General features: G+C 63.0%; 29 protein-coding genes. 14 read left to right on the top strand and 15 right to left on the bottom strand.

The features are described 5' to 3' along the window. Positions 1–196: 196 nt before the first annotated feature. The gene (locus QA643_RS05830) at positions 197–376 is read left to right on the top strand and encodes a hypothetical protein (protein ID WP_225678404.1); all 180 of its coding nucleotides are present in this window, start codon (positions 197–199) and stop codon (positions 374–376) included. A gap of 109 nt (positions 377–485) precedes the next feature. On the opposite strand, the gene QA643_RS05825 is transcribed toward QA643_RS05830, so the two are convergent. The 5 genes from QA643_RS05825 to QA643_RS05805 form a co-directional block, all read right to left on the bottom strand. After that, complete coding sequence (locus tag QA643_RS05825) at positions 486–764, bottom strand: hypothetical protein (RefSeq protein WP_283032247.1); 279 nt, start codon at positions 762–764, stop codon at positions 486–488. 99 nt (positions 765–863) lie between these two features. Then, positions 864–1,526, bottom strand: coding sequence for a tetratricopeptide repeat protein (locus QA643_RS05820; protein ID WP_283032246.1), 663 nt, complete (start codon positions 1,524–1,526; stop codon positions 864–866). A gap of 114 nt (positions 1,527–1,640) precedes the next feature. Then, positions 1,641–1,766 (bottom strand): type B 50S ribosomal protein L36, encoded by a 126-nt coding sequence (gene ykgO / locus QA643_RS05815; protein ID WP_002718645.1) that lies wholly within the window; start codon positions 1,764–1,766, stop codon positions 1,641–1,643. A 264-nt stretch (positions 1,767–2,030) separates the two neighbouring features. After that, a complete protein-coding gene (locus tag QA643_RS05810) occupies positions 2,031–2,480 on the bottom strand; it encodes a MaoC family dehydratase (protein ID WP_283032245.1) in 450 nt (149 codons plus the stop codon). A 13-nt stretch (positions 2,481–2,493) separates the two neighbouring features. Beyond that, positions 2,494–2,970 carry a MaoC family dehydratase N-terminal domain-containing protein gene (locus QA643_RS05805; protein ID WP_283032244.1) on the bottom strand — a complete coding sequence of 159 codons (477 nt, stop codon included), beginning with the start codon at positions 2,968–2,970 and terminating at the stop codon, positions 2,494–2,496. Positions 2,971–3,080: 110 nt separating this feature from the next. Between QA643_RS05805 and QA643_RS05800 the strand changes: the two genes are divergently transcribed. Genes QA643_RS05800 through QA643_RS05785 form a run of 4 tightly spaced genes read left to right on the top strand, consistent with a single transcriptional unit; the run spans position 3,081 to position 6,069 of the window. Further along, positions 3,081–3,965, top strand: a complete 885-nt coding sequence (locus QA643_RS05800) for an amidohydrolase family protein (protein ID WP_283032243.1) — start codon at positions 3,081–3,083, stop codon at positions 3,963–3,965. A 37-nt stretch (positions 3,966–4,002) separates the two neighbouring features. Beyond that, positions 4,003–4,839: an alpha/beta fold hydrolase gene (locus QA643_RS05795; protein ID WP_283032242.1), complete on the top strand. Its 837-nt coding sequence runs from the start codon at positions 4,003–4,005 to the stop codon at positions 4,837–4,839. Continuing rightward, positions 4,836–5,582, top strand: coding sequence for a haloacid dehalogenase type II (locus QA643_RS05790; RefSeq protein WP_283032241.1), 747 nt, complete (start codon positions 4,836–4,838; stop codon positions 5,580–5,582). Before QA643_RS05795 ends, QA643_RS05790 begins: the two co-directional genes overlap by 4 nt. A gap of 1 nt (position 5,583) precedes the next feature. Beyond that, positions 5,584–6,069: a YbaK/EbsC family protein gene (locus tag QA643_RS05785; RefSeq protein ID WP_283032240.1), complete on the top strand. Its 486-nt coding sequence runs from the start codon at positions 5,584–5,586 to the stop codon at positions 6,067–6,069. Here QA643_RS05785 and QA643_RS05780 read toward each other — a convergent pair. The 3 genes from QA643_RS05780 to QA643_RS05770 form a co-directional block, all read right to left on the bottom strand. Further along, entirely contained in the window at positions 6,066–6,431 is a 366-nt protein-coding gene (locus QA643_RS05780) for a hypothetical protein (RefSeq protein WP_283032239.1), read from the bottom strand. The genes QA643_RS05785 and QA643_RS05780 overlap by 4 nt on opposite strands. 125 nt (positions 6,432–6,556) lie before the next feature. Next, on the bottom strand, positions 6,557–7,546 hold the full coding sequence (locus QA643_RS05775) for a tripartite tricarboxylate transporter substrate binding protein (RefSeq protein WP_283032238.1): 990 nt from the start codon (positions 7,544–7,546) through the stop codon (positions 6,557–6,559). Positions 7,547–7,663: 117 nt separating this feature from the next. Beyond that, positions 7,664–8,578: a LysR family transcriptional regulator gene (locus tag QA643_RS05770; RefSeq protein ID WP_283032237.1), complete on the bottom strand. Its 915-nt coding sequence runs from the start codon at positions 8,576–8,578 to the stop codon at positions 7,664–7,666. Positions 8,579–8,693: 115 nt separating this feature from the next. Here QA643_RS05770 and QA643_RS05765 point away from each other — a divergent pair, with 115 nt between their 5' ends. The 4 genes from QA643_RS05765 (at position 8,694) to QA643_RS05750 (ending at position 12,064) form a co-directional block, all read left to right on the top strand. Beyond that, positions 8,694–9,446, top strand: coding sequence for an SDR family oxidoreductase (locus QA643_RS05765; protein WP_283032236.1), 753 nt, complete (start codon positions 8,694–8,696; stop codon positions 9,444–9,446). A gap of 72 nt (positions 9,447–9,518) precedes the next feature. Continuing rightward, on the top strand, positions 9,519–10,217 hold the full coding sequence (locus tag QA643_RS05760) for a pirin family protein (RefSeq protein ID WP_283032235.1): 699 nt from the start codon (positions 9,519–9,521) through the stop codon (positions 10,215–10,217). A 154-nt stretch (positions 10,218–10,371) separates the two neighbouring features. Beyond that, the gene (wrbA, locus tag QA643_RS05755; RefSeq protein WP_283032234.1) at positions 10,372–10,971 is read left to right on the top strand and encodes an NAD(P)H:quinone oxidoreductase; all 600 of its coding nucleotides are present in this window, start codon (positions 10,372–10,374) and stop codon (positions 10,969–10,971) included. Between the two features lie 145 nt (positions 10,972–11,116). Beyond that, a complete protein-coding gene (locus QA643_RS05750) occupies positions 11,117–12,064 on the top strand; it encodes a DUF5996 family protein (protein WP_283032233.1) in 948 nt (315 codons plus the stop codon). Positions 12,065–12,157: 93 nt separating this feature from the next. On the opposite strand, the gene QA643_RS05745 is transcribed toward QA643_RS05750, so the two are convergent. From QA643_RS05745 to QA643_RS05735, 3 genes are all read right to left on the bottom strand, one after another. Continuing rightward, on the bottom strand, positions 12,158–12,352 hold the full coding sequence (locus QA643_RS05745) for a hypothetical protein (protein ID WP_283032232.1): 195 nt from the start codon (positions 12,350–12,352) through the stop codon (positions 12,158–12,160). Positions 12,353–12,530: 178 nt separating this feature from the next. Beyond that, positions 12,531–13,715: a GNAT family N-acetyltransferase gene (locus QA643_RS05740; RefSeq protein WP_283032231.1), complete on the bottom strand. Its 1,185-nt coding sequence runs from the start codon at positions 13,713–13,715 to the stop codon at positions 12,531–12,533. 11 nt (positions 13,716–13,726) lie between these two features. Beyond that, the gene (locus QA643_RS05735) at positions 13,727–14,659 is read right to left on the bottom strand and encodes a cupin-like domain-containing protein (protein ID WP_283032230.1); all 933 of its coding nucleotides are present in this window, start codon (positions 14,657–14,659) and stop codon (positions 13,727–13,729) included. A 232-nt stretch (positions 14,660–14,891) separates the two neighbouring features. Between QA643_RS05735 and QA643_RS05730 the strand changes: the two genes are divergently transcribed. Then, the gene (locus QA643_RS05730) at positions 14,892–16,043 is read left to right on the top strand and encodes a hypothetical protein (protein WP_283032229.1); all 1,152 of its coding nucleotides are present in this window, start codon (positions 14,892–14,894) and stop codon (positions 16,041–16,043) included. Here QA643_RS05730 and QA643_RS05725 read toward each other — a convergent pair. From QA643_RS05725 to QA643_RS05710, 4 genes are all read right to left on the bottom strand, one after another. Next, the gene (locus QA643_RS05725) at positions 15,982–17,295 is read right to left on the bottom strand and encodes an O-antigen ligase family protein (RefSeq protein WP_283032228.1); all 1,314 of its coding nucleotides are present in this window, start codon (positions 17,293–17,295) and stop codon (positions 15,982–15,984) included. The two genes, QA643_RS05730 and QA643_RS05725, sit on opposite strands and share 62 nt — an antisense overlap. Continuing rightward, positions 17,292–18,323 carry a glycosyltransferase gene (locus QA643_RS05720; protein ID WP_283034721.1) on the bottom strand — a complete coding sequence of 344 codons (1,032 nt, stop codon included), beginning with the start codon at positions 18,321–18,323 and terminating at the stop codon, positions 17,292–17,294. Before QA643_RS05720 ends, QA643_RS05725 begins: the two co-directional genes overlap by 4 nt. 406 nt (positions 18,324–18,729) lie before the next feature. After that, complete coding sequence (locus QA643_RS05715) at positions 18,730–19,716, bottom strand: hypothetical protein (RefSeq protein WP_283032227.1); 987 nt, start codon at positions 19,714–19,716, stop codon at positions 18,730–18,732. Next, the gene (locus tag QA643_RS05710; protein ID WP_283032226.1) at positions 19,703–21,601 is read right to left on the bottom strand and encodes an acyltransferase family protein; all 1,899 of its coding nucleotides are present in this window, start codon (positions 21,599–21,601) and stop codon (positions 19,703–19,705) included. Before QA643_RS05710 ends, QA643_RS05715 begins: the two co-directional genes overlap by 14 nt. 571 nt (positions 21,602–22,172) lie before the next feature. Between QA643_RS05710 and QA643_RS05705 the strand changes: the two genes are divergently transcribed. The 4 genes from QA643_RS05705 (at position 22,173) to QA643_RS05690 (ending at position 26,491) form a co-directional block, all read left to right on the top strand. Next, a complete protein-coding gene (locus tag QA643_RS05705) occupies positions 22,173–23,684 on the top strand; it encodes an oligosaccharide flippase family protein (RefSeq protein WP_283032225.1) in 1,512 nt (503 codons plus the stop codon). 68 nt (positions 23,685–23,752) lie between these two features. Further along, complete coding sequence (locus QA643_RS05700) at positions 23,753–24,895, top strand: hypothetical protein (RefSeq protein WP_283032224.1); 1,143 nt, start codon at positions 23,753–23,755, stop codon at positions 24,893–24,895. Between the two features lies 1 nt (position 24,896). Continuing rightward, positions 24,897–25,733: a class I SAM-dependent methyltransferase gene (locus QA643_RS05695; RefSeq protein ID WP_283032223.1), complete on the top strand. Its 837-nt coding sequence runs from the start codon at positions 24,897–24,899 to the stop codon at positions 25,731–25,733. 5 nt (positions 25,734–25,738) lie between these two features. After that, a complete protein-coding gene (locus tag QA643_RS05690) occupies positions 25,739–26,491 on the top strand; it encodes a polysaccharide deacetylase family protein (RefSeq protein WP_283032222.1) in 753 nt (250 codons plus the stop codon). Positions 26,492–26,561: the final 70 nt, after the last annotated feature.

Below are 26,561 nucleotides of genomic sequence, written 5' to 3'. Positions count from 1 at the left end.
CCACAGGCGACCTGCGCTGTGGATAGCGGGGTCATAATGATGTCATTGCCGAGTTTGTACAGTGGCGCTGACACTTTCGCCACTTGTGCGCGTGCCTGATGAGGGGGTTAGTCGGGCACCTGCACTTTACCCAACATCCACAGCAACCCGGGCGCTCACTACAAGTTGTTCCAGGCGTATCATCGGAGGACTGCCCATGATTTCCGACGCAAGCGAAGCCGCCATCGACCAGATCGTAGCAAGTTGCGATGGCGACATCCGCGGCGCACTCAAGGCTCTGTTGCTGGTGAATGAGAAGCTGGAAGCCGAACTGGCGCAGTTCTACGCGGCGGTCGGCCTCGACGGCATGGCCCGCGGAAGTAACGCGCTGCACTAAAGCGCGATGAGATTTGGATGAATCGTCATCGCGCTTTAGGTCTTTGTTTGAGCATGATCTTTTCGGAAAACCGCTTCACACTTTTCCGGATCATGCTCTAGCTGCCGCTCTATTCCTGCTTCTGTTCGTCCGCCGCTCCTGCGGGAGGTTCCGCGACGGCCGGGCATTGAGGAATGGTCGAACGGGCACGCTTGGCGTCGTCATTCGATTGGTACGGTCCGGTTCCGAACCAGATATTTCCGCCGACTTGGGCGTTGATGACGGGATTGCTCGTGACAATCTCGCATTTGCCGGTGGCGCTGTTGCCGACCACCCAGTAGCCGCCTTGCGCGAAGGCGCAACTCGCGCCCGCAACCATCATCGCGGCGGCCAGCAGCAATGGTTTCATGGCTCACTCCTGTCACGCAGTCAGCCAATGATAGCCCGTCGGCCGCGCGGCGTTCCCGCCTGAGTTACGCCGTCGGAAAACGCGGTTAACCGCGAAATATCAGATATCGCGGCCTTCGACCTTTTCGGTGAGGGTTTTGACGAGCTCCGGCACCTTCTCCAGATGCGGATTGACGGCCAGCGCCTTGCGGAAGGCTTCCAGCGCGCGCTTCTCGTCGCCGATGTCCTGCATGATCATGCCGAGCCCGGCCAGCGCGCCGAAATGCCGGGGCTCGCGGATCAGCACCTGCCGGATGTCCTCCAGTGAACGGGTGTAGTCGTTCTTCAGATAGTACAGCGTCGCGCGCCGGTTCCATGCCTCGGTATAATCGGGACGTAGCTTGATGACGGCATCGAGCAGTTTCAGCGCAACGTCGGCCTGCTGCGCGTCCATCGCGGCCTTGGCGCGCAGCATCAAAAGCGCCGCCGTATCGCTCGGAGTTTTCATCCACTGCGCCCAGATCCGCGCCTCGACATGCTTGGCGCTGGCTTCATCCGGGGCGGCCTTGAGCGCGCCGAACAGGAAATCCAGTCCGCGGGTACGGTCGGCGCCGATCTGAGGAAGCTTGCTTGGCGCTTCCGGCAGCTTCTTCTGGGCTTTCGGCGGGGGAATGACCCGGGGGTCGTTCTGGGCCTGGGCGAATGCGACCGCCGGCACGGCGGCCAGGACCGCGGCGAGGACCGCGATCCGGCAGTTACGGGGAAGCGGGAATCTTGGAAGCATGGACCAAGTCTAGACGTGCAAAACCGCGCCGCAAAGCAGCACTTCGTCAAAGACCTGTGAAAGGTAAAATCGGGCTGGCGCGGCCGGACTTTGGCCCGGCTCCTGGCCTTGTTCTTAGCCTTGGCGGGCCTTGAAGCGGCGCTGCACCTTGTTGATCACGTAGACCCGGCCCTTGCGGCGGACCAGACGGTTGTTGCGGTGACGCCCGCGCAGCGATTTCAAGGAGTTACGGACTTTCATGGGACGATCCTGATGCTTTGAAAGGCCGTGCTGGAGGCCCGTAGCTGAGCTACCCGAAAGTGGCAAAATGGGATTAAACCCGAAAAGCGGCTGGCCGCCCGGGATGGGCGGTTTCTAAGCAGCGCAGCCCCGAATGTCAATCCGAATGGGGCTTCTTGCCGTCATTCCGGGGCGATGCGGCAGCATCGAACCCGGAATCTCGAGATTCCGGGTCTGGTCCTTCGGACCATCCCGGAATGACGGTGCGAGACGGTACAACCCGATTCACTGACAAAACAGGTCGCGGGGGAACTCGACCAGGGCCTCGCCGGTCGCGACCTTTTCGCCCACCTGGTTCTTCACGACAACGTCGATCAAGACCCAGCGGGACTTTTCGCTCACCTGCTTGGCCTTGATGATTCCGGAGGGCTGGATGGTGTCGCCGGGCTTAACCGGCTTGACCCATCGCGTCTCCAGGCGGCGGTGGATGGCGCCGGCCGGATAGGCCCAGTCGGTGATCATGCGCGAGATCAGCCCGAAATTGTTCATGCCGTGCATGATGATGCCGCCGAAATTGGTCTTGCCGAAGCTGCCCTTCATGTAGTCGTCGTCGAGATGCAGCGGGTTGTAATCGAGCGAGGCATCGCAAAACAGGCGGATGGATTCGCGGCTCACCGCGAAGGCGGGTCCATCGATGGCGTCACCCGCCCTGAGCTTTTCGAACGTCGTGGTCATCGCGCCCTCCCACTCACATCGGCCGAATCGTCCAGCCGCGGCCGGAACAGATTACGTCGCCCTTCTGGTTGAAGAAGACATTGTCGTGCACCACGAACAGCCTTTCGCGCTTGATGAACTTGTCGAGCGCGCGGGCCTGCAGCGTGATGACGTCGCCAGGGCGTGCCGGAACGTTGTAGCTCCAGGACTGCCCGGCATTCACCGTGCCCGGCGAGCGCATCCAGTCGTCTGCCGGCGTGCAGGAAAACATCAGCAGGATGTGGATCGACGGCGGCGCGATCACGCCGCCATAGCGGGTGGTCTTCGCGTAAGCCTCGTCGAAATAAATCGGATGGGTCTCGCCGACCGACTTGCAGTACAGCTCGATCGCTTCCTTGGTCAGCGTGTAGGGAATGGTCTTGCGGGGCTCGCCGGGAACAATGTCGTCCCAGACCTTTCGCAAATTGGCGTCTTTCCAGAAATCGGTCTCGAAAGCCTGCGCTGTTCCCATGCCGCACTCCCGTTATTTTCCGCCTTTTGCTTCTGCCGCCTTGCGGAATTTGTTATATAGTATAATCAATTTTCCAGACCCAAAAATCAAGCCGGCGGGAAACCCGAGAGATGCCCAAGCTCAAGCTGCCCGATATCGAGAAAGTCACAGCCATCGACATCCACACCCATGCGGAGGAGCCCTGCGGCCTGCATGCCGACGACGGCTATGACGATTTCCAGGAGCGCATGGCGGAGTATTTCAAATCGCCGCACAAGCATCCGCCGACCGTGCCGGAGACCGCGGCCTACTACCGCTCGAAGAACATCGCGGCCGTGATCTTCCCTGTTGATGCCGAGCGCGAGACCGGTTTCCGCCGCTACAACAATTACGAGATGCTGGAGGTTGCCTCCGACCATCTCGATGTCCTGATCCCGTTCGTCTCGATCGATCCGCACAAGGGCAAGCTCGGCGTACGCGAGGCGCGCAAGCTGATCGAGGAATACGGCGTTCGCGGCTTCAAATTCCATCCGACCATGCAGGGTTTTTACGCCAACGATCGGCTGGCCTATCCGCTCTATGAAGCGATCAACGAGGGCGGCGCGATCGCGCTGTTCCACACCGGGCAGACCGGCGTCGGCAGCGGCATGCCCGGCGGCATGGGGATGCGGCTGAAATATTCCAACCCAATGTACATGGACGACGTCGCGGCTGACTTCCCCGACCTCAAGATCATCCTCGCGCATCCCTCCTTCCCCTGGCAGGAAGAGGCGCTGTCGGTCGCGACCCACAAGCCGAACGTCTATATCGACCTGTCCGGCTGGTCGCCGAAATATTTCCCGCCGATCCTGGTGCGCTACATTAACTCGATCTTGCAGGACAAAATGCTGTTCGGCTCGGACTGGCCTGTCATCACGCCGGACCGCTGGCTTGCGGATTTTGCGAAACTCGAGATCCGCGAGGAAATCAGGCCGAAGGTGATGAAGGCCAACGCGCGGAAGATTTTGGGCATCTAAGGGCGTATCATCGGCGGCAAAGCTTGCGAGGTGGTCCATGACGAACTTCGCCAGAATAGCCGCCGTGATAGCCGTGCTCCTGTTCCTTTGCGCGGACGTCGCGCTTGCGGGCGATGTGCCGCCACGCCTCGTCGAATTCGAAAGCCCGCTGGCGGGCCCACAGGCGCTGCAGGGCTATTTGCGATTGCCCGATGGTCCCGGCCCCTCGCCCGCCGTCGTGCTGATGCATGGCTGCGGCGGCGCCTGGCGGGGCATTGACGCGCGCTGGGGCAAGCGGCTGGCGGAGTGGGGCTATGTCACGCTGGCGATCGACCGCTTCGGCACACGTGGCATCACCAACGCCTGCACCGGTGCAATGCCGCCATCGACGCTGCTCGATGCCTATCGCGCGCTGAATTTCCTTGCCGAACAATCGTCCGTCGACCCCAGCCGCGTGGCCGTCGTGGGATTTTCGCAAGGCGGCATGCTCGCCCTGCTGTCGGTCGAGCGCGGCGAGCTCGAACGAAGCTCAGAGCAAAAATTCCGCGCGGCCGTCGGCTTCTATCCGCTCTGCGCGGGCATCAAGGGCAACATGACGGTGCCGACGCTGATCCTGATCGGCGAGCTTGACGACTGGGCGCCGGCAAGCGAATGCCGCAACCTCGCCGAGGGCCGCGACGATTGGGGTATCTCGCGCGAGAAAGGCAAGGGAGTGCCGATCGAGATCGCCGTCTATCCCGGCGCCCACCATGATTTTGACGTGCCGACTTTCACGACGCCCGTGAAGATTCTCGGCCATCACCTCGAATTCAACGAGACGGCGCGGGATCGGTCCGTCGACGCCTTGCGGAAATTCCTGCATGCGACCATCGGCGGCAAGGAGAAGCAGCCATGACCATCAAAGCCGTCGTCTTCGATGCCTATGGCACCCTCTATGATGTCCAGTCGGTGGCCGATGTCACCGAGGAGGCGTTCCCGGGCTATGGCGAGATCATCACCCAGGTCTGGCGCATCAAGCAGCTCGAATATAGCTGGCTGCGCTCGCTGATGCGGCGTTACCAGAATTTTGCTGTCGTGACGCGCGAGGCGCTGGCCTACACACTGGCCAGCCTCGGGCTGCAGTATGACGACGCGACGTTCGTGCGCATCATCGAGAAATACCTGCATCTCGATCTCTATCCCGACGCGCTGACCGCATTGTCGGCGATGAAGGACCGCAAGCTCGCGATCCTCTCCAATGGCAGCCCCGACATGCTTGACGCGCTGGTGAAGAACAGCGGGCTCGACAGCGTGCTCGATGCCGTCATCAGCGTCGATGCCAAGAAGATGTTCAAGCCCTCACCCGAGGTCTACGCACTGATTGAAGAGGCGCTGCATGTGCCGCCTGCCGAGGTGCTGTTCATCTCCTCCAATCCCTGGGACGTCTGCGGCGCCAAGGCGTTCGGGCTCAACGTCGCCTGGATCGAGCGGGTGAGCCCGGAGGCGATGGCGCTGGCCTGCCTGGAAAGCGAGACGCTGCCGCCCTTGACGATGTTCAAGATATTGCGCACCCAGATGGACGAGCTCGGCGTGACGGCGGACCATCGCATCCACGCCCTCGCCGAGCTTCCCGCTTTGGTGTCTGGCATAAGGTCCTGAAATGAGTCTTGCTTCCGTTCGCGCCTTCTTCGCCGAGAAGGCGCCCGATATTGCCGTGATTGAATCCGAGATGAGCTCTGCCACCGTCGCGCTGGCCGCCGAGGCCTATGGCGTCGAGCCGGCGCGGATCGCCAAGACGCTGTCCTTGCGCGTCGGCGATCGCGTGGTGCTGATCGTGGCGGCCGGTACCTCGCGGATGGACAACAAGAAGGTGAAGGCGCTGTTCGGCGGCAAGCCGAAGATGCTCGGCCTCGACGAAGTCGCAGATATCACCGGACATGAAGTGGGCGGCGTTTGCCCATTCGGGCTGAAAACGCCGCTGCCGGTCTATTGCGATGTGTCGTTGAAGGCGTTCGACATCGTGGTGCCGGCCGCGGGCTCGACCCACAGCGCAGTGAAGATCACGCCGGAGCGCATGGCGGAATTGACCGGCGCCGAATGGGTCGACGTCTGCGAACTCAGGCCGGTCGAGGCGGCATCGGCCTAATCGTCTTCCTCTAAATACGGTCGCGGCCGTGGATACGCTTCTCGCGGCTGCATTGGCTGCGGCGCGCGGCCGCGTGGCGCCTGCTGCAAGCCGCGCGGTGGCGGCGCGCGATTGGCCTGCTGCTCGGCGCTCGATTCGAACACCGCGCGGCAGTTAGGAGAGAGCTGCGGTGTGTTCTGCCGCAGGCAGGCGACGATCCGGCTGACATCCGGGATCTGGTCGCCGCAGAGCCGCCACACATCGGGCGTGCAGGCCATCTGCTGTTCCCAGGTTCCGCGATATTCTTGCGAAGACGCGGTGGAAACGGCACCCATGCCGGCGATCGCAACGGCAAGGCTGAGGACAATCCGCTGCGCTTGCATGGATCACGTCCTTTCTTCTTGAATTCACGTTGACGCGGAACTCCGCGCGGTAGCGGGATTCACCCTGTCGGATGAATGCGGCCACGCGACGTTGGTGCGAACAAAAAAATGTGAAGCCGGGTTCCCTATTCGACCTTGCCGATCTTCTTCACCGCCGCGACGAGCCGCGCGCTGTCCTCGGCCACGAACTTTGCAAACTCCGGCGCGTCGAGATAGGCGACCGGGCTGCCGGCGGTCTCGTACGTCTTCACCACCTCGGGCGCCTTCACGGCTTCCGCCATCGCTTCGCGCAGCCGCGTCATGATCGGCGCGGGCAGCGCGCTTTGCGCGAACAGCCCGGCCCAGATGTAGAACTCGACATCCTTGTAGCCGATTTCCCTGAAGGTCGGCAGATCAGGAAAGCTCTTGATGCGCTCCGCACCCCAATTGGCGAGCACGCGCATCTTACCCGCATCGACCTGCTCCTTCAGCGTGCCCGGCGCCGATGCCATCGCCTGCACGGTGCCGCTGAGCAGCGCGGTGAGCGCCGGCCCCGCGCCGCGGAACGGCACGTGCAGCAGCTTGATGCCGGCGCTCGCGGCGAACATCTCCATCGCCACATGCAGCGTGCCGTAGGGACCGGACGAACCGTAGGGGATTTGACCGGGACGTTTCTTGGCATCGTCGACGAATTCCTGCAGCGTCTTCCATGGCGCGGATGCCGGCACCGCGAGCAAGGTCGGATCGGCCAGCACGCGCGCGATCGGCGCAAACTGTGAGACTTCATACGCCACCGGGCGATCGAACAGCCGGTCGGCCTCGGGCAGCACGGCGAGCGACGACAGCGTCATCAACAGCGTGTGCCCGTCAGGCTCAGCGCGCGCGGCCGCCGCATTGCCGACCGATCCGCCGCCACCGCCGGCGCGGTTGTCGACGATCACGGGCTTGCCGAGAATCCGCTCCAGTGCCTGCGCCACCGGCCGCGCCGCAAGATCGGCTTGTCCGCCCGGCGGGAACGGCACGATCATGGTGATGTTGCGCGAGGGATATGGGCTTTGCGCGAAGGCGGTGTTGGAAAGTGAAGTTGACGCCAGCGGCAACGCAGCGGCGGCCTTGAGAAGTTCGCGGCGGTTCATGGGTGAGTTTCTCCCGGATTATTTTCGTTATTGGGGACAGACTAACCGATACAGAGGACGTGGCGATAGTGCGCGGTGTCTCACCCTCCCCTGGAGGGGAGGGTAAAGAAAAGCGCGTCACGACTTCCTTTTCTTCGCTTTTGCAAAATGCTTGGCGAGGAAATCCGCCAGCACCTCGACCCGGGCGGGGCGCGGGCCGCCGGGCGGGGTCACGAGATGCACGGCGCCTTCCGCCTGGTGCCAGCCCTTGAGGATGACCTCGACTGCGCCGGAGGCAACGGCGTCGCCGACTATGAAGTCCGGCAGGTCGGCGATGCCGAGGCCGGCGATGACGGAAGGCAGCACGGCCTCGCCATTGTTGACGCGGAGCTGGCCCGCCGGACGCACGCTCGCCTGCTCGCCGGCCGCATTGGTGTAGTGCCAGACGCCGGGCGTCGAGAGATAGGCATAGCCGAAGCACTTGTGCTGGGCGAGATGCATCGGGTGCGTCGGCCTTCCGTAACGCTTCAGATAGGAAGGCGCCGCCACCGTGTAGCGCGGCATGCCGCACAGGCGACGCGCGATCAGTGAAGAGTCCGGCAGCCGCGCGATGCGCAGGCCGGCGTCGAATCCCTCGCCGATCAGATCTACCGTGGCGTCGCTCAGGTGAAGGTCGATCGAGACTTCCGGATAGGCGGCGAGGAATTCCGGCAGGATCGGCGCCACCGCCTTCACACCAAAGGTCATCGGCACCGCGAGCCGCACCAAGCCGCGCGGCGCCATCGATTGCGACAGCGCCTCGTTCTCGGCGTCCTCGCCGTCGGCGAGCAGGCGCGCGGCGGGCTCCGCCAGCCGCTGCCCGGCATCGGTCAGCGCCAGCCGCCGGGAGGTGCGGTTGAACAGCCGCGCGCCGAGCCGCTGCTCCAGCCGGCTGACCGCCTTGGACACCGTGGCCTTCGACAGCGCCAGTTCAGTCGCGGCCGAGGCAAACGACCGTAGTTCCACGACTTTCGCGAAAATCGCCAGCGCCTCGAAGTCCGGGAGTTTCGACATGCAATCGCCTCCAAAGATCGTTTTTGGAAACAATAAGTTTCAATAGTTTCTATTTCTATACCACGACTGACGGCATATCCAATGGCCATCGAAATCGAAGCGATGGAGAAATCCAATGACCAAGAAGCTCTCAGGCAAGGTAGCCCTCGTCACCGGCGGTTCCCGCGGCATCGGCGCGGCAAGCGCCCGCGCATTGGCGGAAGAAGGTGCCAACGTTGCGATCAGCTATGTCGCCTCCCCCGACAAGGCCGAAGCCGTCGTCGCTGAACTCAAGGCCAAGGGCGTCAACGCCCGCGCCTACAAGGCCGACCAGGCGTCCTCCGCCGACGTTGATCAACTCGTCAAGAACGTCGCCAAGGATTTCGGCCGGCTCGACATCCTCGTCAACAATGCGGGCGTTGCGGTCGGTGGGCCGATCGATGATGCCAATACCGACACCGCGGCGCTTGCCCGTCAGGAGGAAATCAACGTGCACGGCGTCGTCACCGCGATCCGTACTGCGTCGAAGCTGATGAGCGAAGGCGGCCGCATCGTCACCATCGGTTCGGGTATTGCGACCCGCGCTTCGTTTCCGGGGCTTGCCGATTACGCGGCCACCAAGGCTGCGATCGTCGGCTACTCCAAGGGCGCATCACGCGACCTCGGGCCACGCGGCATCACGGTCAACGTGCTGCAGCCGGGATCGATCAACACCGATATGAACCCGGACGACGACCGCGAGTTTGCCGACGCCCAGCGCAAGCAACATGCGTTGCAACGCTTCGGCACCGCTGAGGAGATTGCTGCCGGCGTGGTGTTTCTCGCCAGCCCCGAAGCCTCGTTCGTAACCGGCACGGTGCTCAACGTCGACGGCGGTTTCGGCGCGTAAGTCAGACACAGCGAGGTCGGGCGCATGCCGCCCGGCCTCCTCATTCAAGCAGCTTCAACGAAGGAATACCCCATGATCGAACTTAGACCTTTTGCAAAACTCGGCGGCGCCGATCACGGCTGGCTGAAGGCGAAGCATCACTTCTCGTTCGGCAGCCACTACGACCCCAGCAATATGGGCCACGGCGCGCTGCGGGTGTGGAACGATGACGAGATCGCGCCCAACACCGGCTTTCCCGCCCATCCCCACGCCAACATGGAGATCATCACCTATGTCCGCGAAGGCGCGATCACGCACCAGGACTCGCTCGGCAACAAGGGCCGCACCGAGGCCGGCGACGTGCAGGTGATGAGCGCGGGCAGCGGCATCCGTCACTCCGAATACAATCTGGAGCCTTCGAAGACGAAGATTTTTCAGATCTGGATCGAGCCGGAGACGACGGGCGGCCAGCCGACCTGGGGCGCGAAACCGTTTCCCAAGTCAGACCGTTCCGGCAAGCTCGTCACCATCGCGAGCGGCATCGAAGGCGATGAGGATGCGCTGCCGATCCGCGCCGACGCGCGGGTGCTCGCAACCACGCTGAAGACCGGCGAGAGCGCGACATATGAGCCGCGAAAGGCGCGTCACCTCTATCTGGTGCCGGCGGCCGGCAGCGTCGAGGTCAACGGCGTGCGCGTCAACGCCCGCGACGGCGCCGCGATCCGCGACGAGGCGAAGCTGACGATCACCGCGCTGGAAGACAGCGAGCTGGTGCTGGTCGACGCGGCGTAGCTGCGAACACCACTCCCTCCTCGTCATGGCCGGGCTTGTCCCGGCCATCCACGCCTTGGCCGCAAAGCAAGACGTGGATGCCCGGCACAAGGCCGGGCATGACGACCGCTTTTGTTTCCGAACACCTCAACTCAAACCCCAAAGGAAAACCATCATGTCCAAAGTACTCGTGCTCTATTATTCCGCCTACGGTCACATCGAGGCGATGGCAAATGCCGTTGCCGAAGGTGCACGCAAGGCCGGCGCCACCGTCGACATCAAGCGCGTGCCCGAGCTGGTGCCGGAAGCCGTCGCCAAGGCCTCGTATTACAAGCTCGACCAGGCCGCGCCGATCGCGAAAATCGAGGACCTCGCCAACTACGATGCGATCATCATCGGCACCGGCACGCGTTTCGGCCGGATGGCCTCGCAGATGGCGAACTTCCTCGACCAGGCCGGCGGCCTCTGGGCCAAGGGCGCGCTGCACGGCAAGGTCGGGGGCGCCTTCACGGCGAGCGCGACCCAGCATGGCGGACAGGAAACCACGCTGTTCTCGATCATCACCAACCTCTTGCATTTCGGCATGACGGTCGTCGGCCTCAACTACGGCTTTGCCGGCCAGATGAAGCTCGACGAGGTCACCGGCGGCGCGCCCTACGGCGCCACCACGATCACCGGCGGCGACGGCAGCCGCCAGCCGAGCGAGAACGAACTCGCCGGCGCGCGCTATCAGGGCCGCGTGATTGCGGAGACCGCGAACAAGCTGCATGGGTGATAGGACAAGGGCGGCATTCTCTCTGGTGATGCCGCCCTATCCGCGCCGTCTGGAATTGCACGAAATCGTGACGCACGGCTTTTTTAAACACCAGATGAATTCGTGATAGGGCTTCGGCCCGGATCGGAACGCGGAAGGCTTTCGCATGAGTAACCATTCGCAAGCTACATGGCCGGAATTGCCGACCGCGGCGTGGCGTGACACCTGTGCGACGCTGCAGCTCTGGACTCAGATCGTCGGCAAAATTCGCCTGACCAAGTCGCCGTGGCTCAATCATTCCTGGCATGTGACGCTGTACGTCACGCCACGCGGATTAACGACGTCGCCGGTGCCCGACGGTACGCGAACGTTCCAGATCGATTTCGATTTCATCGATCATCACCTACGCATCTCAGCCAGCGACGGCGCGCGCCAGGACTTTGCGCTGCCGGGTCATTCCGTCGCAAGCTTCTACGCTGCCACGCTTGCCGCGCTCGGTGAGCTCGGCATTGCTGTTGCGATCGACGAGATGCCGAACGAATTGCCCGATCCGATAAAATTTTCCGAGGATGTCGCGCACGCTTCCTATGATCCGGACGCCGTCGGGCGCTTCCTGCAAATCCTTGTCAACAGCGATCGTGTCTTCAAACAGTTCCGCACCGGCTTTCTCGGCAAGGCTAGTCCGGTGCATTTTTTCTGGGGCAGTTTCGATCTCGCGGTGACGCGTTTCTCGGGCCGGCCAGCGCCGCGTCATCCCGGCGGCGTACCGCATTTGCCCGACGCGGTCGCGCATGAGGCCTATTCACACGAGGTCAGCAGCGCGGGCTTCTGGCCGGGCGGCGGCACGATCGATTATCCTGCGTACTATTCCTATGCCTATCCCGAGCCGCCGGATTTTCGGACAACGAAGGTGCGACCCGAGGCGGCCTTCTTCAGTGAAGCGCTAGGCGAATTCATCCTGCCCTATGATGCCGTTCGCGGCGCTGGTAGTCCCGACAAGGCCCTGCTCGATTTCCTGCAAAGCACCTATGAGGCCGCCGCAATATCAGGAAAGTGGGATCGCGCCGCGCTGGAGTGCGATCCTGGCCGGCCAGGTATGGTGCGTCAGCTTTGAGGCTGGTTTATAGGGCGGGCAGCGCGTGCCCACCTCCCGTTCGAAATGCGATGGGAAGGTGGGCACGGCGCGCCCATTTGCCCCCCAAGCTAACTAATGCCGGAGCTCCGGCTTCACGATGGTCTGGCGAACCTCGGCGCCGCAATCGGCGCATTCATAGGTGAAGTCGATCTTCGCCATGCTCCAATGCGGCTCGACTTCACGCACGTACATTTCAAGCCCCACACAACTCGGACAGATAATGAACCCCGGCTCGATATCGTCTTGGTGATGGATGTAGGCTGGCATGTCGGCTCTCCCCAAATGCACCCAAGAAGGCATTCACAAGTAAGCCCTAACCCAATGTGGAGCATACGCCTGCAGCGTGCAGGCAATCATGAACTCTCGCGAACACAGAGCGAACGTCCACACAATCCCGACCTATGTGACAGTTTTGCATCGCATTTGGAACCACGGCCGGAATGCGTCAATTCTCTTCGCGCGACAATGGCTTACCTAATATGCGGCGCAGCCGTGCATCGAGCTGCGGACGATCTCTCAGCACACCCACCGCGCGATCACGCAGCGCAAAGGGCCAGCCGCGCCAGCTCAAGGCCGCGCTGATGTCGACGAGCGGTAAGGGCGTCACACCGAAGCGGCGCTTGTAGGCGTAGTTGCCGACGGAGAAATCGAACTCCCGTACGCCATCCCTGTGCAGCGCGGCCATCGTGCGCTCGATGATCAGCCGGCCCGGCGAACAGTTCGACCATTTCTCGCCGGCATTGCTGATGCGGATCATCACGTAGCGTGCGCCGGTCCTGATGCCGAGCAGCGTTGCAACGACCTCGTCGCCCACCGTGAGCGCCGAAACCAGCGCGTAGCCGCTGCCGACACTGTTGCGAACCAGATTGCGGTAGAAGGCCGCGCGGCTTGCGTCATCAAGGACATAGTTCATTCCGAGACTGCGCATCCGCGTGCCCTGCTGCGCCTCGGTCGTCGAGAGGATCTGCTGCGCCTGGTCAGCATCGGTAAGAAGCGCAAACGACGCGGCGGGATCGCGCGTGAACACGCGCCAGCTCCGCTCCAGCTCCTTGCGCACGGTCTTTTCCAGCGTGTAGCGCCAGGCGTCGTAATCCTCGCCCGTGGTGACGAGGTTACCGTTGAGCGCACACGAGCCGGCGGTGTCGAGCAAAGCTAGCGGGTTGGGCCTGCCGCCGAATTCGACGGGCACCTTGCGAAGGCGAACAAGATCGGCCGGATCGGGCATCCGGCGCAGCGCCGAGAGCAGGCTGCGCCAGAGGTGGCGAACCGCCTTTGCATCGCGCGGCGCGGCAGCCCCAAGGAAAGGCGCGTTGTAGTCGGTCAGATCGAGATCGGCGAACTCGATGATCGCGATCCGGCCCTGCCGGCGGCGAATCAACGGCAGCAGCATTGCCGGGTCGCCAGTCGATGCATCCGTCACGACGGCGATCAGCGGCGCGACGCCCTCCGTACCGGCGAAGGCCTTGTACCAGGCGTCGTACCACGCCGGATGCTGAAACGGCGTCGACGGACCGAGGTCGTGCCAGCGCGCAACGGCTTGTTTCCAGTCACCCAGCAGTTCGACACGAAATCCCGCCGCGCGGCTCACTGGCCGCGCCGACAGTCCCGCATTGGTCGCCAGCACCGACATCGCTGTTGCGGTTACGCCGCCTTGGGCAGATCGACGATCTTGCCGGGCTCGGCGGCATCGAGGCGGAAATCGATGGCGCGGCGCGCCTTGCGCTCGCGCTTGACCCAGGCGCTGTCGCGCACGAGCTTCTGCAGCACCTTCTTGGCGAAGAATGACGGTCCCTTCGGCGCGCGGCTCTTCGGCGTATAGCCGAAGCGATGGCGGAGCAGGCCGTTGGCGAGATGAACGATCTGGGCCCGGCGGATGTCGTCATTGCCGTAGGACACCGTCATGGAGATGTTGACGGTGCCGAGATTTTCGACACGGTGCGGCGCGTTCAGCGGCCAGTTGAGCATCTGGCCGGGTTCGAGATCGAACACCTGCGCATGCGCGTCGTACCAAGGCGCATAGGGCAGATCGACCTCGACGTCGAACAGCGCGATGTCCTCGAGATGCTCCGGCCTCAGGAACGGCGGCGTGTTCGGGTAGACGTAGACCCGCTTGCGCCCCGAGATCTGGATCAGCCCCTGCCCTGGCAAATCAGCATGGTAATAGACCTGGGCGTCCGGCGAGGAGACCAGAATGCCGGCCTGATGGTTCGGCACCACGAAGCCCGGCACCTTGGCGGCGATCTCGTCGAACATCTTGTCGATCAGCTTGCGGAAGCGGCTGTCGACCGAACCGACGTCGCGCATGTTGAGCCAGAGGCCGCCGCGGGAAATCGCCTCGATCACCTGCCGTCCCGAGAGGTTGCCGATATCGCCCTCGCGCCAGACCCGGCTGGAGCCTTTGGCCCCGGTCTTCACCAGGCTGTAGTGCTCGCGCGGATAGTTCTCGATCAGGCGGGCAAGCTCGTCCATCGAGAAGGCCGGCGATTTGTGCATCTGGTGCTCGAGCCGGATCGGCTGATGGCTCCAAAGCTCGGAATGCGTCTCATCCCATGTGCTGAAGATCCTGCCCGTCATCGCCGCGCTCCTGGAACTGCCGTTGTCTGGCCGGCCGCCCATTCCGGTTGTCCCGAAATCGAAGGCCCGGTGCCATTGCGTTACCGCCCGATGTCCCGTTATGAGACGGCCGGACGCGCTTCATGACCGAATTGGCAAGAACGATGCCGGGCGGACAACGCCGCTTACCGGAAGCTAATGTCTGCCAGCTATGGCTAACGCCGACCGTTTCTGGGAAACCGCCGCCGCAACGATGACTGGAGAAACCCGATATCGGGCGCTGTTTCTCGGCGCGGGACGGCAGATGCATTGCGGCGTCGGCCAGTTCACCCGGCTATTGCAGGAAACAATCGAGAAGCTAGCTCCGGGTGCCAGCGCGACGTTAACCCTGACACGACAGGAAGGCACCCTCGGCGAGATCTGGCGCGCGGTCGGCTCGGCGCAAAGCGTGGTCTGCAACTTCCCGATCGTGGCCTGGAAGCGCGTGATGTTCGCCCCGCTCGCGGGAATCGCCATCGCACGGCTGCGCCGGCGCAAGGTCATTCTTGTTCAGCACGAATGGAATGGGCTGCATTGGCTGCGCCGCGTCACCTACATGCCGGCACTGGTGCTCGCCGACGTCATCGTCATGTTCTCGCCGCTGGTGCGGAGCGAACTGGCGGCTGATCCCCTGCTCGGCTGGACCGCCAAGAAGATCGTGCTGGCGCCGCTGCCGCCGAACATCGAGGCCCCGATCGGCATACAGGATTCGAAATTGCGCCATCGCCTCATCGCCGCGAAAGGCGACGGTCGGTTGATCATCGGTCATTTCGGCTCGATCTATCCCGGCAAGCAGCCGAATGCGCTGCTCGAGATCGGCGCCATCCTGAAGCAACGCGGACTGAACCCGCTGCTCGTCTATGTCGGCTCCTTCATCCGCGGCGTCGACAAGGTCGAGGAAGAGTTTTATGCCCGCGCCCGGGAGCTCGACCTCGCCGGGGATGTGATCGTCTCCGGCTTCGTCGGCTCCAGTCACGAGGTGTTCGGCCTGTTCAGCGAGATCGATGTCTTCTGCTATCCGCTCGATGAAGGCCTGACCGCGCGCCGCTCCAGCATCCTGACCTGCGTGCAATCCGGCCACCCCCTGATCGTCGCCGGCCCCACGCTAAGGGAAGAGTTCGACCATCATCCGCGCTTCAAGGAATTGATCAGCCGCGGCGCTATCGTGCTGGTCGAGCGCGGTGCGGATAACGAGGCCTTTGCCGACAAGATCGCCGCGGCGGTGAAGCGGCCGCCGATCGCGCTGCCGTTCGATTTCGACGGCTGGTGGAAGGATGTGGCCGACGCGGTACGCGCGCAGCTCCCTATGCCTGCGCCCGGAACCGCGCCAGATAGTGCAGGCCGAACACCGCCAGCAGGAACGTGAACCAGATCGGATCGGAGCGGTCGAGGAAGAAGCTCTCCATCGCCGACAGATAAAGACCAAACAGCCAGATCCGCAGCAAAGCCATCGCGAGCGGACCATTGTTGCCGCCCTCGGTCGCCCGCTGAAAGTTTCGAAGCGGCAGGATCACCAGCACCAGGATAAGCAGCAGCAGCCCGGGCACGCCCATGCCCAGCGCAGTGTCGAGATAGCCGTTGTGGCTGTGCGCAGCGAAGCCGGCCCACTCCTTGCCTTCAGGCAGATTCTGGATGGCGCTGGAGCCCCAGAACGACGCAAAGCCATAGCCGGTGAGCAACCGCGCGTGCAGCGACTGCAGCGCAAAGGCCCAGATGTCGGTGCGGCCGGTGAACGTCGAATCGAACGGCAGCAGTTTTGAGATTCCCGCGAGCCCCTCGAACATCACGGCGCCGATGCTCAGCAGGTTCAATAGCAGTAGCGGCGTCAGCAGGATGATGGCGCGCAGCCGGAACGAGCGGACGAACGAGGTGATCGATGTCAGCAGCAGCACCGCAAAGCACAGCGTGAGCGAGCTCTTGCCGGCCGAATAGAGCAGGAACAGCGAAGCGAGCCCGATGATCGCGGCCCCCGAGATCCAGAGGCCGGAGCTGACGACGTAGATTCCGAGAAACAGCACCATCACCATGACGGCCGCGGCCATATTCTTGTGGCCGAACGCGCCGCGCCAGTTGCCGGCAAGGCCCGGTTCCTGTGGATCGCTCGCCAAGTGGATCGACAAGTCCGGCGCCAGCAATATGCCGAGATAGCAGATCGCCAGCAGCGCGAGTGCTGATATCGCGAACCAGTGCATCAATTCGTGCTGCGACTTCGGCAGCAGCATCATCGATGCCGTTACCGCGATGACGCAGATCGTGAGTGAAAGACGCTTGACCGACGTCGCGGGATCAAACGACAGCACGACGGTGATCAAGAGCCAGGCACCGAATAGGACAAACGCCGGCGACAGCAGCGTCGCCAGTCCTTTGGCGTCGCTACGCATGGCGAGCGCCAGCGTCAAAAGGCTCAACGCGCCGAACGTCGCATAGGTCATCAGCTCGTTGCCGGTGCCGACATCGCCGATCTGCAGATCGCCGAGGCTCTCGAACGGATGCAGCGTGACCCAGCCGAGCAGCAGCGTCCCGATAAAGGTCGCGCCGCGCACGATGTCCATCACCTGCTGCCGCTCGATTCCGGCGGCGACGGTGCGGAGTTCCGATGCGTCAGCGAGCTGGCTCATGAGACGATCTTCGAGGCCTTGTAGGGCTGCGGCTCGAGGCCGACTGCGGCGAGCGCGCTGCCGATCGCAACCGTTACCGGATGCATGGCGATGGTCCCCTTGCGCTCGGTGAAGACTGCGTGCACGGCGTAGACCAGCGATAGCGGCAACGCCGCCAGCAATTTGGTGGTCAGCTTCGCGCGCAGCCAGCGCGTCGGCGTCGCCTTGCGCTGAACGTGATAATTGATCGCGCCGATCCTTAAGCCCCGCGTCACCAGCCATTTCAGGCTGGTCCGGCTCTGCGGCACGGTCTCGCTGATCGCGGCTTCCGCCACCCAGTGAAAGCGCATGCCGAGCCGCTTGCAGCGGTAGAAGAAATCGGTATCGCCGCCGCCGAGGAAATTGAAGCGGAGGTCGAATGCCGGCGTGCCCAGTTGCTCGAACACCGAGCGGCGGATCAGGCAATTGCCGCAGCCATAGATCACCGGCACCGGACCCGAGACGTCATAGGCCGGCGCAAAGGCCGGATGGCGCCGCAAGCCACGCTTGCGTTTCTCATCGAATTCAGGGAAGACCGGCCCGCCGACGATCTCCGCGCCGGTCGCTTCGGCCGTCCGCAGCATCTGCTCCAGCCAATCCTTTGAGGCGATCTCGTCATCGTCGATCATCAGAAAGCTGGTCGCCATCGGGAATGTCTGCAGCGCCGTCTCGAAAGCGGCATTGATCGCATAGCAATTGCCCTGGCGCGGCTCGATCACGCATAGCCCCGTGAGTTTCCCTGACGCGAGGTATTCGGCGGCAACCGGAACGCTCTCGCTCTTCGCTGCATCGTTCTCTACCATGACGACGGCGAAGCGGCGGCCGGTGCGCTGGCCGGCGAGCGAGTCCAACGTCCGGCGCAGATAGTGCGGGCGGCGGAAACAGGGCATGCAAATGACGGTGTCGATTGCGGGGTCGAGCGCCTTCGAGACCGCCACCAGCGCGCGAAGCGGCCTGACGGCCGCATCGGCCGTATTATCAGCGCGTTCGCCGGTCGAAATCTCTGCCATGACGCCAAGGTCGTTCACGAATGTGTCTCATCGTCCCGAAACGGGATGGCCTGCGTCATCCCGGGACATTTCCGTTTCGCCAAGATCGCTCATTCCGGGAGCGATACGCTCCTGCGGACGTAACGCGCAGAGCGGTGCAATAATCGGTCCCGCGGTAGAGCGCGAAGCCGAGAACTCCGGCGACGGTTAACGGACGGTGTTAACACGCGCTGGACTCAAGCCCCCATGGTGAGGAGCGCCAACGGGTCCGCGCGTAGCGCGGCCCGATGACAGGCTCCGCGCCTCTCGAACCATGAGGCCGCGGTCGGGCCCGCATCCTTCGAGACGCGGCGAAGACGCCGCTCCTCAGGATGAGGGATTTGAGCGGGTACGAGGTGCCAGAGTTAGTTTATCGTGCGGAACAGGATCAGCGGCTGAACAGCTTGCGGAACAAGGCTTGCGCGTTCGGAAACTGGCCGTTGTCGATCTGGGTCGGCCAAGCGCCGTTGACGTCGAAATAGGCGGCGTAGGCGATGCTGCCTTCGTTCTTCATGAACCAGTCGTGCATTTTTTCGATGAACAAGGGATTGTCGCCGGCGTTGCCGACGCCCCATTCGGGATAGCTCATCTTCTTGCCGTGCTGACGCGCGAACTCGCGGTGCCATTCCAGGCCGAACGGCGCCTTGACGTAGAACGCGTTCCAGCGTTCCTCCGGCGTGCCTTCCTGCTTGAAGTCGTAAACGTCGAGGCCGATGTAATCGACGACGTCATCGCCAGGATAGCTTGCATCGGCAGGGCCATCCTGCGGCCCCCAGCCCGGACACCAGTCGAACTTGAAGTCAGTCGAGTGGCGGCGGAATATTTCGACGACGCGGCGGAACGCCTTGATGTAGTCGGCTTCATATCCTTTGGCGAACCAGGCCATTTCAGCCAGATTCATCTCCCAGCCGAGGCGGATGATCGCCTGCGGATGCGCCTGCGAAATCGCGCGGGCCGCAGCTTCGAATTCGGCATCGTGCAGTCCTTCGGCGACGTCGGCGAGCGGCGTGCCTTTCATGGTCAGCGGAATCGACCACACCACGTTGCGCGCGGAGTTAAGCTTCTTCCAGATGCCGGGAACCCAGTCGACCTTGAAGAAATCCTCCCAGGTCGCCTGGCCATAGAAGTCGACGCCGAGCACTGAGGACGGCTTTTGCTTCAGCCATTTCTCCCATGTCTGCAGCGTGTGCTCGCGCCCGACAGGGCCCCAATTGACGAAGGCGCCGGCGAATTTCGCGGGAGTAGAGGCGGCGCGCGAGGCGGCATTGCTGTCGACATGCGCCAGCAGCAGCACGGTCGTGACAAAGGCGGCGACAAACAGCACCAGCCGCTTCAGGCCGAATTTCTTGCGCCTTGTTGGATCAGTTTGAAACATCGGCTGCTCTTGCATGCTTGCGGGCAAAGGCGACTGAAAGCCTTCGTCCGACCTCGATCGCGCCTTCGGCCGTGAGATGACCCGCATCGAACTGCATCGGGATATCGCCTCGCGCATATTCGTCGCAACGATCGTCACGGCACATCGCGTCGTAAACGGAAAGATAGCTGGCGCCGGCGGCCGTCACCATGTGCCTCATGGCGAAATCCCGCTCACGAATCCCCGGCGTCCGCTTCGCGCTCGCATGCGACGGTGTGGCGTGCAGGATCCCATCCACTAGAAGCCGGGGTAGCGCCGCATCATATTCGACGATCGGGCCGAGCACCGTGGCGTCGATGCGCTTCGACTTCAACAGTTGCAGCGTGGCCGACAGGAATGGCAGATCCTCGTCCTTCCAGGACGCGGCGAGCAGCACGCCATCGACCTTGTTGCGGGCGAGAAAGTCGTCGAACACGAATTCCATCATCGCGCGGCACACCGGGGTGTCATACCGCGATCCAGCAGTAACGGCCGGCCGGCACAGGCTGGCGGTCGCCTGCATGATGTTGAATTCGGGCATGGCCTGCGAGAGCCCAGACCAGAGATGCGCGGCGTGGCTGTCACCCACCAGCAGATAATTCGGCCGCGCCGGGTCAATCTTCAGGCAGGTTTCGGTATCGAGCCGCTGGCGGCTGGTCGAGAGAAAGCAGCGCCCGGTACGGAACGCAGCCGATGAATCGTAGGCCAGGAACGAGCCGATCTCGACGACGCGCTGCGGAAAGCGCGACGGCGCGCCGCTCAGAAAAATCACCATTCCGCACAGCCCGGCCGTCGACAGCATCGCGGCCGAGGTCGCGCCGAAAATCGCGGCCTTTGAGGTTCCCTTTGCCAGGCTACGGAACGGCGTCTCGACCAGCTTCCACGACAGATAAGCCAAGCCGAAGGAAAGAACGATCAGCGTCAGCTTCGCCGATGCGGAGGACACTGCGAAGAAAATACCATCGGTGCGCTGGAACACGATTAGTGGCCAGTGCCACAGATAGAGCGAGTAAGAGATCAGCCCGACGAACACCAACGGCTTGAGTGACAGCAATCGTCCTACGAGCGATACGCTGCGTTCACTCGACGCAATCACTAGAGTAGTGCCGAGCGCGGCAAGGCCCGTCATCGCGAGAAGCGGCATCGCCGATGATCCGAATGCGATGACGCCAAAGAGAAGTAGCAGCCCGGACACGCCGCTGGCGTTGCGCCAAAATGCGGTCTCCGGCACCGGAAGGAACTCCGCCGAGAGCAGCGCGCCGAGCGCCAGCTCCCAGGCCCGGAACGGGGTGAGATAGAACGCGAAGGTGGGGTTTCGCGCACTCATCGCCAGTGCGCCAGCGAAGGAGATCGCTGCGACCATGGCGAACAGAATCCCGACGCGCTTTGGCACGAAGCGATGGATCAGCAGCATCAACAGCGGGACCGCGAAATAGAACTGCTCTTCGACGGAGAGCGACCAGGTATGTAAAAGCGGCTTGGTTTCGGCCGGCGGATCGAAATAGCCGGCAGTCTGCGCGAAATAGACGTTCGAGACCGATGCAACGGCGCTGGCAAGGCTTCTCGCGTAGTCCACCAGTTCGACCGGCAGGCAATAGATCGCGGCGAAAACGCTGGTGATCAGGAACATCACGAACAGCGCGGGCAGGATGCGCAGAATGCGCCGTTTGTAGAAGTTGGCGAGCGAGAACGTGCCGCGACGAAGGTCCGCAGCGATCATGCCGCAGATCAGATAGCCAGAGATGACAAAGAAGATATCGACGCCGACGAAGCCGCCGGAAAAGCCTGATACGCCGGCATGATAAAGCAGCACAGGAATGACGGCGATCGCCCGCAGGCCGTCGATGTCGGCGCGGTATTCCGTCACCTCGGGCTCACCAGCCCGGCGCGGACGCAGCAAAGCCCAGCGGCGCGATAACGAACGAACGCCGTCGCAAAAGGATACAGGCCGGACAGGCGGGCTGTATCAAAACGGACCGGTGGCGCTTGCTGCAAAAAGAAATTCCGTCGAAAATTTAACATCGGCAATCCATCCGTCGAACGCGGTCGACGATTTCGCCAATCGGCTTTGCAATATCGAGTCCAGTGCGGCGAGCACGCCGAAGCGACGCGCGCGATGGTTACCGCGCAACGGGAGTAGCTTTCGCTGTCGCAAATGCGGACAGCGAGGACAGGCAACCAGTAGCGGAACGACCGAGCTCCGCCGGCGCCGATGAATTGTCTGCGAGAAAACGCGGAAAATCAGCCGGTTAACCACGCCGACGCACCGCAGGATGTGGCGCATCGGTCCGGCACTGTTCTTGCTCCAATGGGGCTGCGGGAGGTCTGCGCCTGTTGACGGCCACCCTCCGGCAGATTGTCGAGATGAATAGTGCCGTGTCGTTAACCCTGAACTCATTGCCGGAGCGGAGTTCCGCGCTTCAAAGGCCGAAACATTAATGCTGAGCCAGACGGTCCATTATTCTGTTGCGAGCGTCGTGTCGGCGGCCGTCGGCCTGCTCAGCGCGGTCGTGTTCACGCGGCTGCTGTCGCCGGACGAGTATGGCGTCTATGTCGTCGGCTTGAGCACTGCGGGCATCGTCTCGGCGCTGCTGTTCACCTGGGTTCGCGTCTCCGCACTGCGGTTCCAGTCGGAAGGCGGAACGGTCGATGTCCGTAAAACCATTTTCCTCGCCTATCTCATCTCCGCCCTCGCCGCTCCGTTCGCCCTTCTTGTTGCCACGCTGACCACGTCGGTATCGTTCGAACGCAATATCGCCGCTGTCTTCTTCGCACTGGGGCTGGGCCTGTTCGAACTCGGGCAGGAGCTGCTCAAGGCGCGATTGCAATCGCTCGCGTTCATGTCGGCGTCTATCATTCGCGCCTGCCTCGCCTTCGTGCTGTGCCTGATCGCGGCGCTGCTCGGCGGCGGCGGGCTGCTCCAGCTAGCCATGGCCGGACTAACCTACTTCGTCACCACCGCGCTGTTTGCGAGCACGATCCTGCGCTCGCCGGTCGCCGGGCCGAAGCTTTCCGACCTGCGCACGTTTGCCGGTTTCGGCATTCCGATCACGCTGTCCGGCATCGTGTTTGCGATCCATGCCGCGCTCGACCGCATGCTGGTGTTTCATTTTATGGGCGACCACGCCGCCGGCCAGTATGGCGCTTCCGCCGACCTCGTCCGGCAGATCATCCTGATCCCGGCAGTCAGCATCGCTTCCGCGACGATCCCGCTGGCGGTGCGCGCCTATGCCAATGGCGGTGCGGACGAAGCCCGGCCGCATCTGGAATTCAGCCTGGAAATCCTGCTCGCCGCCGTGCTGCCGGCCGTCGTCGGCGTGGTGCTGACGAGCAGCTATATCGCCGGCGTGATCCTTGGCGCCGAGTTCCGGGAGACCGCCGCGCAGATCATGCCGATCCTGGCTTTCGCCTGGCTGTTCCAGTCCTTCTCGCAGTCCTACATCCATGCGAGTTTTCATCTCGCCAAGACGCCGTTCATGATGACGACGCAGAGCATCGCGATGCTGACCGCGAACTTGCTCGTCATGCCGCTGCTGCTCGCGCGATTTGGCCTGGTCGGCGCGGCCGTGAGCCTCGTCATCGTCGAGGGTTTTGGCGCGGCGTTCGGCTGGTATCTGACGCGCAAGGCATTCCCGCTGCCCTTCAACGCCTTCCAAGCCGTGCGCATCGTCGCGGCGACCGCGATCATGGCGCTGGTGCTGACGTTCCTGAAACCGCTGCTGCCGATCGGCATCCTCTCGTTCGGCATCCTCGCGGCCACCGGCTGCCTTGTCTATGTCGTGGCGGCCTTCGCATTCGATATCGCAGGACTGCGAAAAGCCGTGATCGTCCAGGGCGCACGCCGAAATCTCTGGCCGGCCAGCCAAGCAGGGCACGAATGCCCGCTTCCGGCCTCTTCCCTCACCGCGCCCGTCACGGGCCTTCCCAGCATATCGGTCAGAGAACCATGATGCGGCTCGCCAGCAAAAGTCCGGCCGTCGCAGCCGACAATCGACATCTCATTTGTCGAACCAACCCGGTGTCGCTGTCTGACTTCACCGACAAGCGGCGCGAGGCGACGCGCCCGCTCGAATTCCGCGGCGAGCATTTCGACCGCGACTTCGATAGCAACACGCTGTTCTATGACGCAGTACAAGTGAGCCAATCGAAGGTCGCCCTATTCGCGCCGCCGTTCTTCAATCTCGCGCGCGACGTTGCGACGACAACCTTCATCAGTGGCTCCGGGACCTGCAAGGCACGGGCGCGGCGCCTCGACCGCCATGCCCAATTGTGGCTGGACATTGCCGAGCACGCCGGTCCGATCCAGGCGCTCGGCGATCTCGGGAGCTTTACCTTCCCGGTGTCGCCGAACAGTTCGAAAATGTTCCGGGACCGCCGCGTCATCTTCACGATGTCGAAGGACAACCCGATCGAGTGGATCCTCGACTGGGTGCGGTTCAACCGCGACATTCACGGCGCGGATGCCGTCCTGATCTATGACAACGGCTCCAGTGCCTATGATGCCGCCACGTTGAGCGCGGCGCTCCGCTCGGTCCCGGGCATCCAATGCTCGGTCGTGATGGAGTGGCCGTTCAAATACGGGCCGCAGGGCGCCAATAGCTGGGACCACTGGGATTCCGATTTCTGCCAGCTCGGCGCCTGGGAGCACGCGCGATGGCGATTCCTGCAGCATGCCCGCAGCGCGATGAACTCCGATATCGACGAGCTCGTGCTGTCGAGAACGGGACAATCGGTATTTGAAGCCGCCGAACGGTCACGGACCGGGCTGGTGCGGTATCGCGGCCGCTGGATCATCGGCATCGACGACGGCACGCGCGACGATAACAGCAAGACGCCGCATCGGCACGCCGATTTCTCCGTCCTGATGCCGCCGGACTACCAGGTCTCGCGGTTAGGGCTGCGACGCGACGCTAACGAATGCCTGCCGAAATGGACGGTGGTGCCGAGCCGATGCCCAACGCATGCGCAATGGCACGTCCATTCGATCTTCTCCTGGTGGGCCTCGTATTTCTGCACCAAGCAGTTCTCGTTCCGGCACTTCCGCGAGATCGGCAGCAACTGGAAATATCAGCGCACCAACCGCGTGCCACTCGATCCGTCGATTCACAGGGAAGACCGCGCCTTGCTGGACGCTTTCCAGCGCGTCGATTGGGAAAATTAGAATGAACAAGGCAACCCCCACCTCGGAATGGATGACGTCGATGGACGATGCCGTCACGCTTGGCCACACGCAGACCGCCACCGCCGCGCCGGAAGCCGCGCAGCATCCGCAGGCGCTGCTCGAGCTCGCGCATGGCGAGGCGCGGCAGAGCCTGCTCACCGTCCATGGTATTCTCGAAGCGATCCTTCCCTCGGGGGAGCTCGCGATCTACGAGGCCGGCGGCGGCTCGACCAGCTTCCTGCCGCTCAAGGTGCTGCGTCGCGCCCATGTCACCGTGGTCGATATCGATGAGGACCAGATCCGCAACAACGATTATGCGCACCAGGCGATTCTCGGCGATATCCAGGTGCATCGCTTCAAGCCGAACAGTTTTGACCTCGTGATCTGCTATAACGTGATCGAGCACGTGCCCGACGTCGAAGCCGCGCTATTGCGCTTCTGCGAGGCGCTGAAGCCGAACGGCCTGATCCTGATCGGCGCGCCGAATCCGAAATCGCTGTCCGGCGTGGTTACCAAATACTCGCCGCACTGGTTTCATGTCTGGTTCTACCGCCACGTCCGCGGCGACAAGAAAGCCGGCCTGCCCGGCCACGCGCCATTCCCGACGCTGTTCCATCCGCTTGTCACGCTTTCTAACCTGGAGGCGTTCGCCGAGGCCAACGGCCTGCAGATGATCTATCGCAAGCAGTATGAGAGCCCGCGCTATCCAGAGATGCGGCTGCGCATGCCGGCCTTCGCGGCGCTGGTCGATGCTGCCGCGCGCGTCATGAACTTCTTCCTGCCTGGCAAAACCGATGTCCGCCACGGCGACTACCACGTGATCCTTCGGAAGCGTTGAAGACGATGAACGCGCTGTTGTCAGAAGCAAGGGCAAAGGTCGGCCACCGGCTGGCGATGCACCTGCGCGTCGATCTGTTCCGCCTGCGCAACCCGACACCGATGGTCAGCTTCACCTTCGACGATCTGCCGAAGAGCGCCGTCACGACCGGCGCCGCGATGCTGGAAGCCCAAGGCGCGCGGGGGACGTTCTATGTCTCCGGCAGCCTGGTCGGCGCCGACACGCCGGACTGGGTGGCCGGCGATGCCGACGACGTGATCGCGCTTCATCGCAGGGGTCACGAGATCGGCTGCCACACGTTCTCGCATCTGCGCGCCTGCGACCTCGACGAGGCCGCGATGCGGCGGGAAATCGTGCGCAACCGCGCCTATCTTCGCGCGCTCGATCCCTCGGTCCGGATCGAGAGCTTCGCCTATCCGTTCGGATACGGCTCCTACGCGCGGAAATATCAACTCAGAAAATCGTTTCAGACCTGCCGCAGCATCGTGCAGGGCGTCAATTCCGGCGGCGTCGACCTGCAGTTCCTGCGCGCCATGCCGCTGATCGATCGCGAGATGGACGGCGCCGGCATCGACCGCGCGTTCGACGAGGCGCAGACCACTAACGGATGGTTAATTTTCTACGGCCACGACGTTGCAGAGCGGCCGAGCCCTTATGGCTGCACCCCCGCTCTGCTCAGCCATGCGCTCGAGGCGGCGGTGTGCCGAAACATCCCGGTTATGACCATGGCGGAGGCGATGCGATGCGCCCGCGGTTAAACGCTTTCTTTGCCAATTCCGGGAATAGTCCCTTGGTGAGTATGGTTAATTTTTCCTGTTGCGTTTGTTC

Origin of the sequence: Bradyrhizobium sp. CB3481 (genome assembly GCF_029714305.1) — a bacterium.
In the GTDB taxonomy this organism is placed as follows: Bacteria; Pseudomonadota; Alphaproteobacteria; order Rhizobiales; family Xanthobacteraceae; genus Bradyrhizobium.
This window is presented reverse-complemented; position numbering and strand designations above follow the sequence as displayed.

Bases quoted from the DNA above. Each gene is read 5' to 3' on its own strand.
- QA643_RS05810 (WP_283032245.1), bottom strand. From the start codon at position 2,480: ATGACCACGACGTTCGAAAAGCTCAGGGCGGGTGACGCCATCGATGGA.
- QA643_RS05695 (WP_283032223.1), top strand. From the start codon at position 24,897: ATGAACAAGGCAACCCCCACCTCGGAATGGATGACGTCGATGGACGAT.
- QA643_RS05740 (WP_283032231.1), bottom strand. From the start codon at position 13,715: ATGTCGGTGCTGGCGACCAATGCGGGACTGTCGGCGCGGCCAGTGAGC.
- QA643_RS05825 (WP_283032247.1), bottom strand. From the start codon at position 764: ATGAAACCATTGCTGCTGGCCGCCGCGATGATGGTTGCGGGCGCGAGT.
- QA643_RS05830 (WP_225678404.1), top strand. From the start codon at position 197: ATGATTTCCGACGCAAGCGAAGCCGCCATCGACCAGATCGTAGCAAGT.
- QA643_RS05785 (WP_283032240.1), top strand. From the start codon at position 5,584: ATGAGTCTTGCTTCCGTTCGCGCCTTCTTCGCCGAGAAGGCGCCCGAT.
- QA643_RS05820 (WP_283032246.1), bottom strand. From the start codon at position 1,526: ATGCTTCCAAGATTCCCGCTTCCCCGTAACTGCCGGATCGCGGTCCTC.
- QA643_RS05775 (WP_283032238.1), bottom strand. From the start codon at position 7,546: ATGAACCGCCGCGAACTTCTCAAGGCCGCCGCTGCGTTGCCGCTGGCG.
- QA643_RS05735 (WP_283032230.1), bottom strand. From the start codon at position 14,659: ATGACGGGCAGGATCTTCAGCACATGGGATGAGACGCATTCCGAGCTT.
- QA643_RS05805 (WP_283032244.1), bottom strand. From the start codon at position 2,970: ATGGGAACAGCGCAGGCTTTCGAGACCGATTTCTGGAAAGACGCCAAT.
- QA643_RS05715 (WP_283032227.1), bottom strand. From the start codon at position 19,716: ATGTTTCAAACTGATCCAACAAGGCGCAAGAAATTCGGCCTGAAGCGG.
- QA643_RS05745 (WP_283032232.1), bottom strand. From the start codon at position 12,352: ATGCCAGCCTACATCCATCACCAAGACGATATCGAGCCGGGGTTCATT.
- QA643_RS05760 (WP_283032235.1), top strand. From the start codon at position 9,519: ATGATCGAACTTAGACCTTTTGCAAAACTCGGCGGCGCCGATCACGGC.
- QA643_RS05750 (WP_283032233.1), top strand. From the start codon at position 11,117: ATGAGTAACCATTCGCAAGCTACATGGCCGGAATTGCCGACCGCGGCG.
- wrbA (WP_283032234.1), top strand. From the start codon at position 10,372: ATGTCCAAAGTACTCGTGCTCTATTATTCCGCCTACGGTCACATCGAG.
- QA643_RS05690 (WP_283032222.1), top strand. From the start codon at position 25,739: ATGAACGCGCTGTTGTCAGAAGCAAGGGCAAAGGTCGGCCACCGGCTG.
- QA643_RS05720 (WP_283034721.1), bottom strand. From the start codon at position 18,323: ATGGCAGAGATTTCGACCGGCGAACGCGCTGATAATACGGCCGATGCG.
- QA643_RS05730 (WP_283032229.1), top strand. From the start codon at position 14,892: ATGACTGGAGAAACCCGATATCGGGCGCTGTTTCTCGGCGCGGGACGG.
- QA643_RS05725 (WP_283032228.1), bottom strand. From the start codon at position 17,295: ATGAGCCAGCTCGCTGACGCATCGGAACTCCGCACCGTCGCCGCCGGA.
- QA643_RS05780 (WP_283032239.1), bottom strand. From the start codon at position 6,431: ATGCAAGCGCAGCGGATTGTCCTCAGCCTTGCCGTTGCGATCGCCGGC.
- QA643_RS05765 (WP_283032236.1), top strand. From the start codon at position 8,694: ATGACCAAGAAGCTCTCAGGCAAGGTAGCCCTCGTCACCGGCGGTTCC.
- QA643_RS05705 (WP_283032225.1), top strand. From the start codon at position 22,173: ATGCTGAGCCAGACGGTCCATTATTCTGTTGCGAGCGTCGTGTCGGCG.
- ykgO (WP_002718645.1), bottom strand. From the start codon at position 1,766: ATGAAAGTCCGTAACTCCTTGAAATCGCTGCGCGGGCGTCACCGCAAC.
- QA643_RS05770 (WP_283032237.1), bottom strand. From the start codon at position 8,578: ATGTCGAAACTCCCGGACTTCGAGGCGCTGGCGATTTTCGCGAAAGTC.
- QA643_RS05800 (WP_283032243.1), top strand. From the start codon at position 3,081: ATGCCCAAGCTCAAGCTGCCCGATATCGAGAAAGTCACAGCCATCGAC.
- QA643_RS05795 (WP_283032242.1), top strand. From the start codon at position 4,003: ATGACGAACTTCGCCAGAATAGCCGCCGTGATAGCCGTGCTCCTGTTC.
- QA643_RS05790 (WP_283032241.1), top strand. From the start codon at position 4,836: ATGACCATCAAAGCCGTCGTCTTCGATGCCTATGGCACCCTCTATGAT.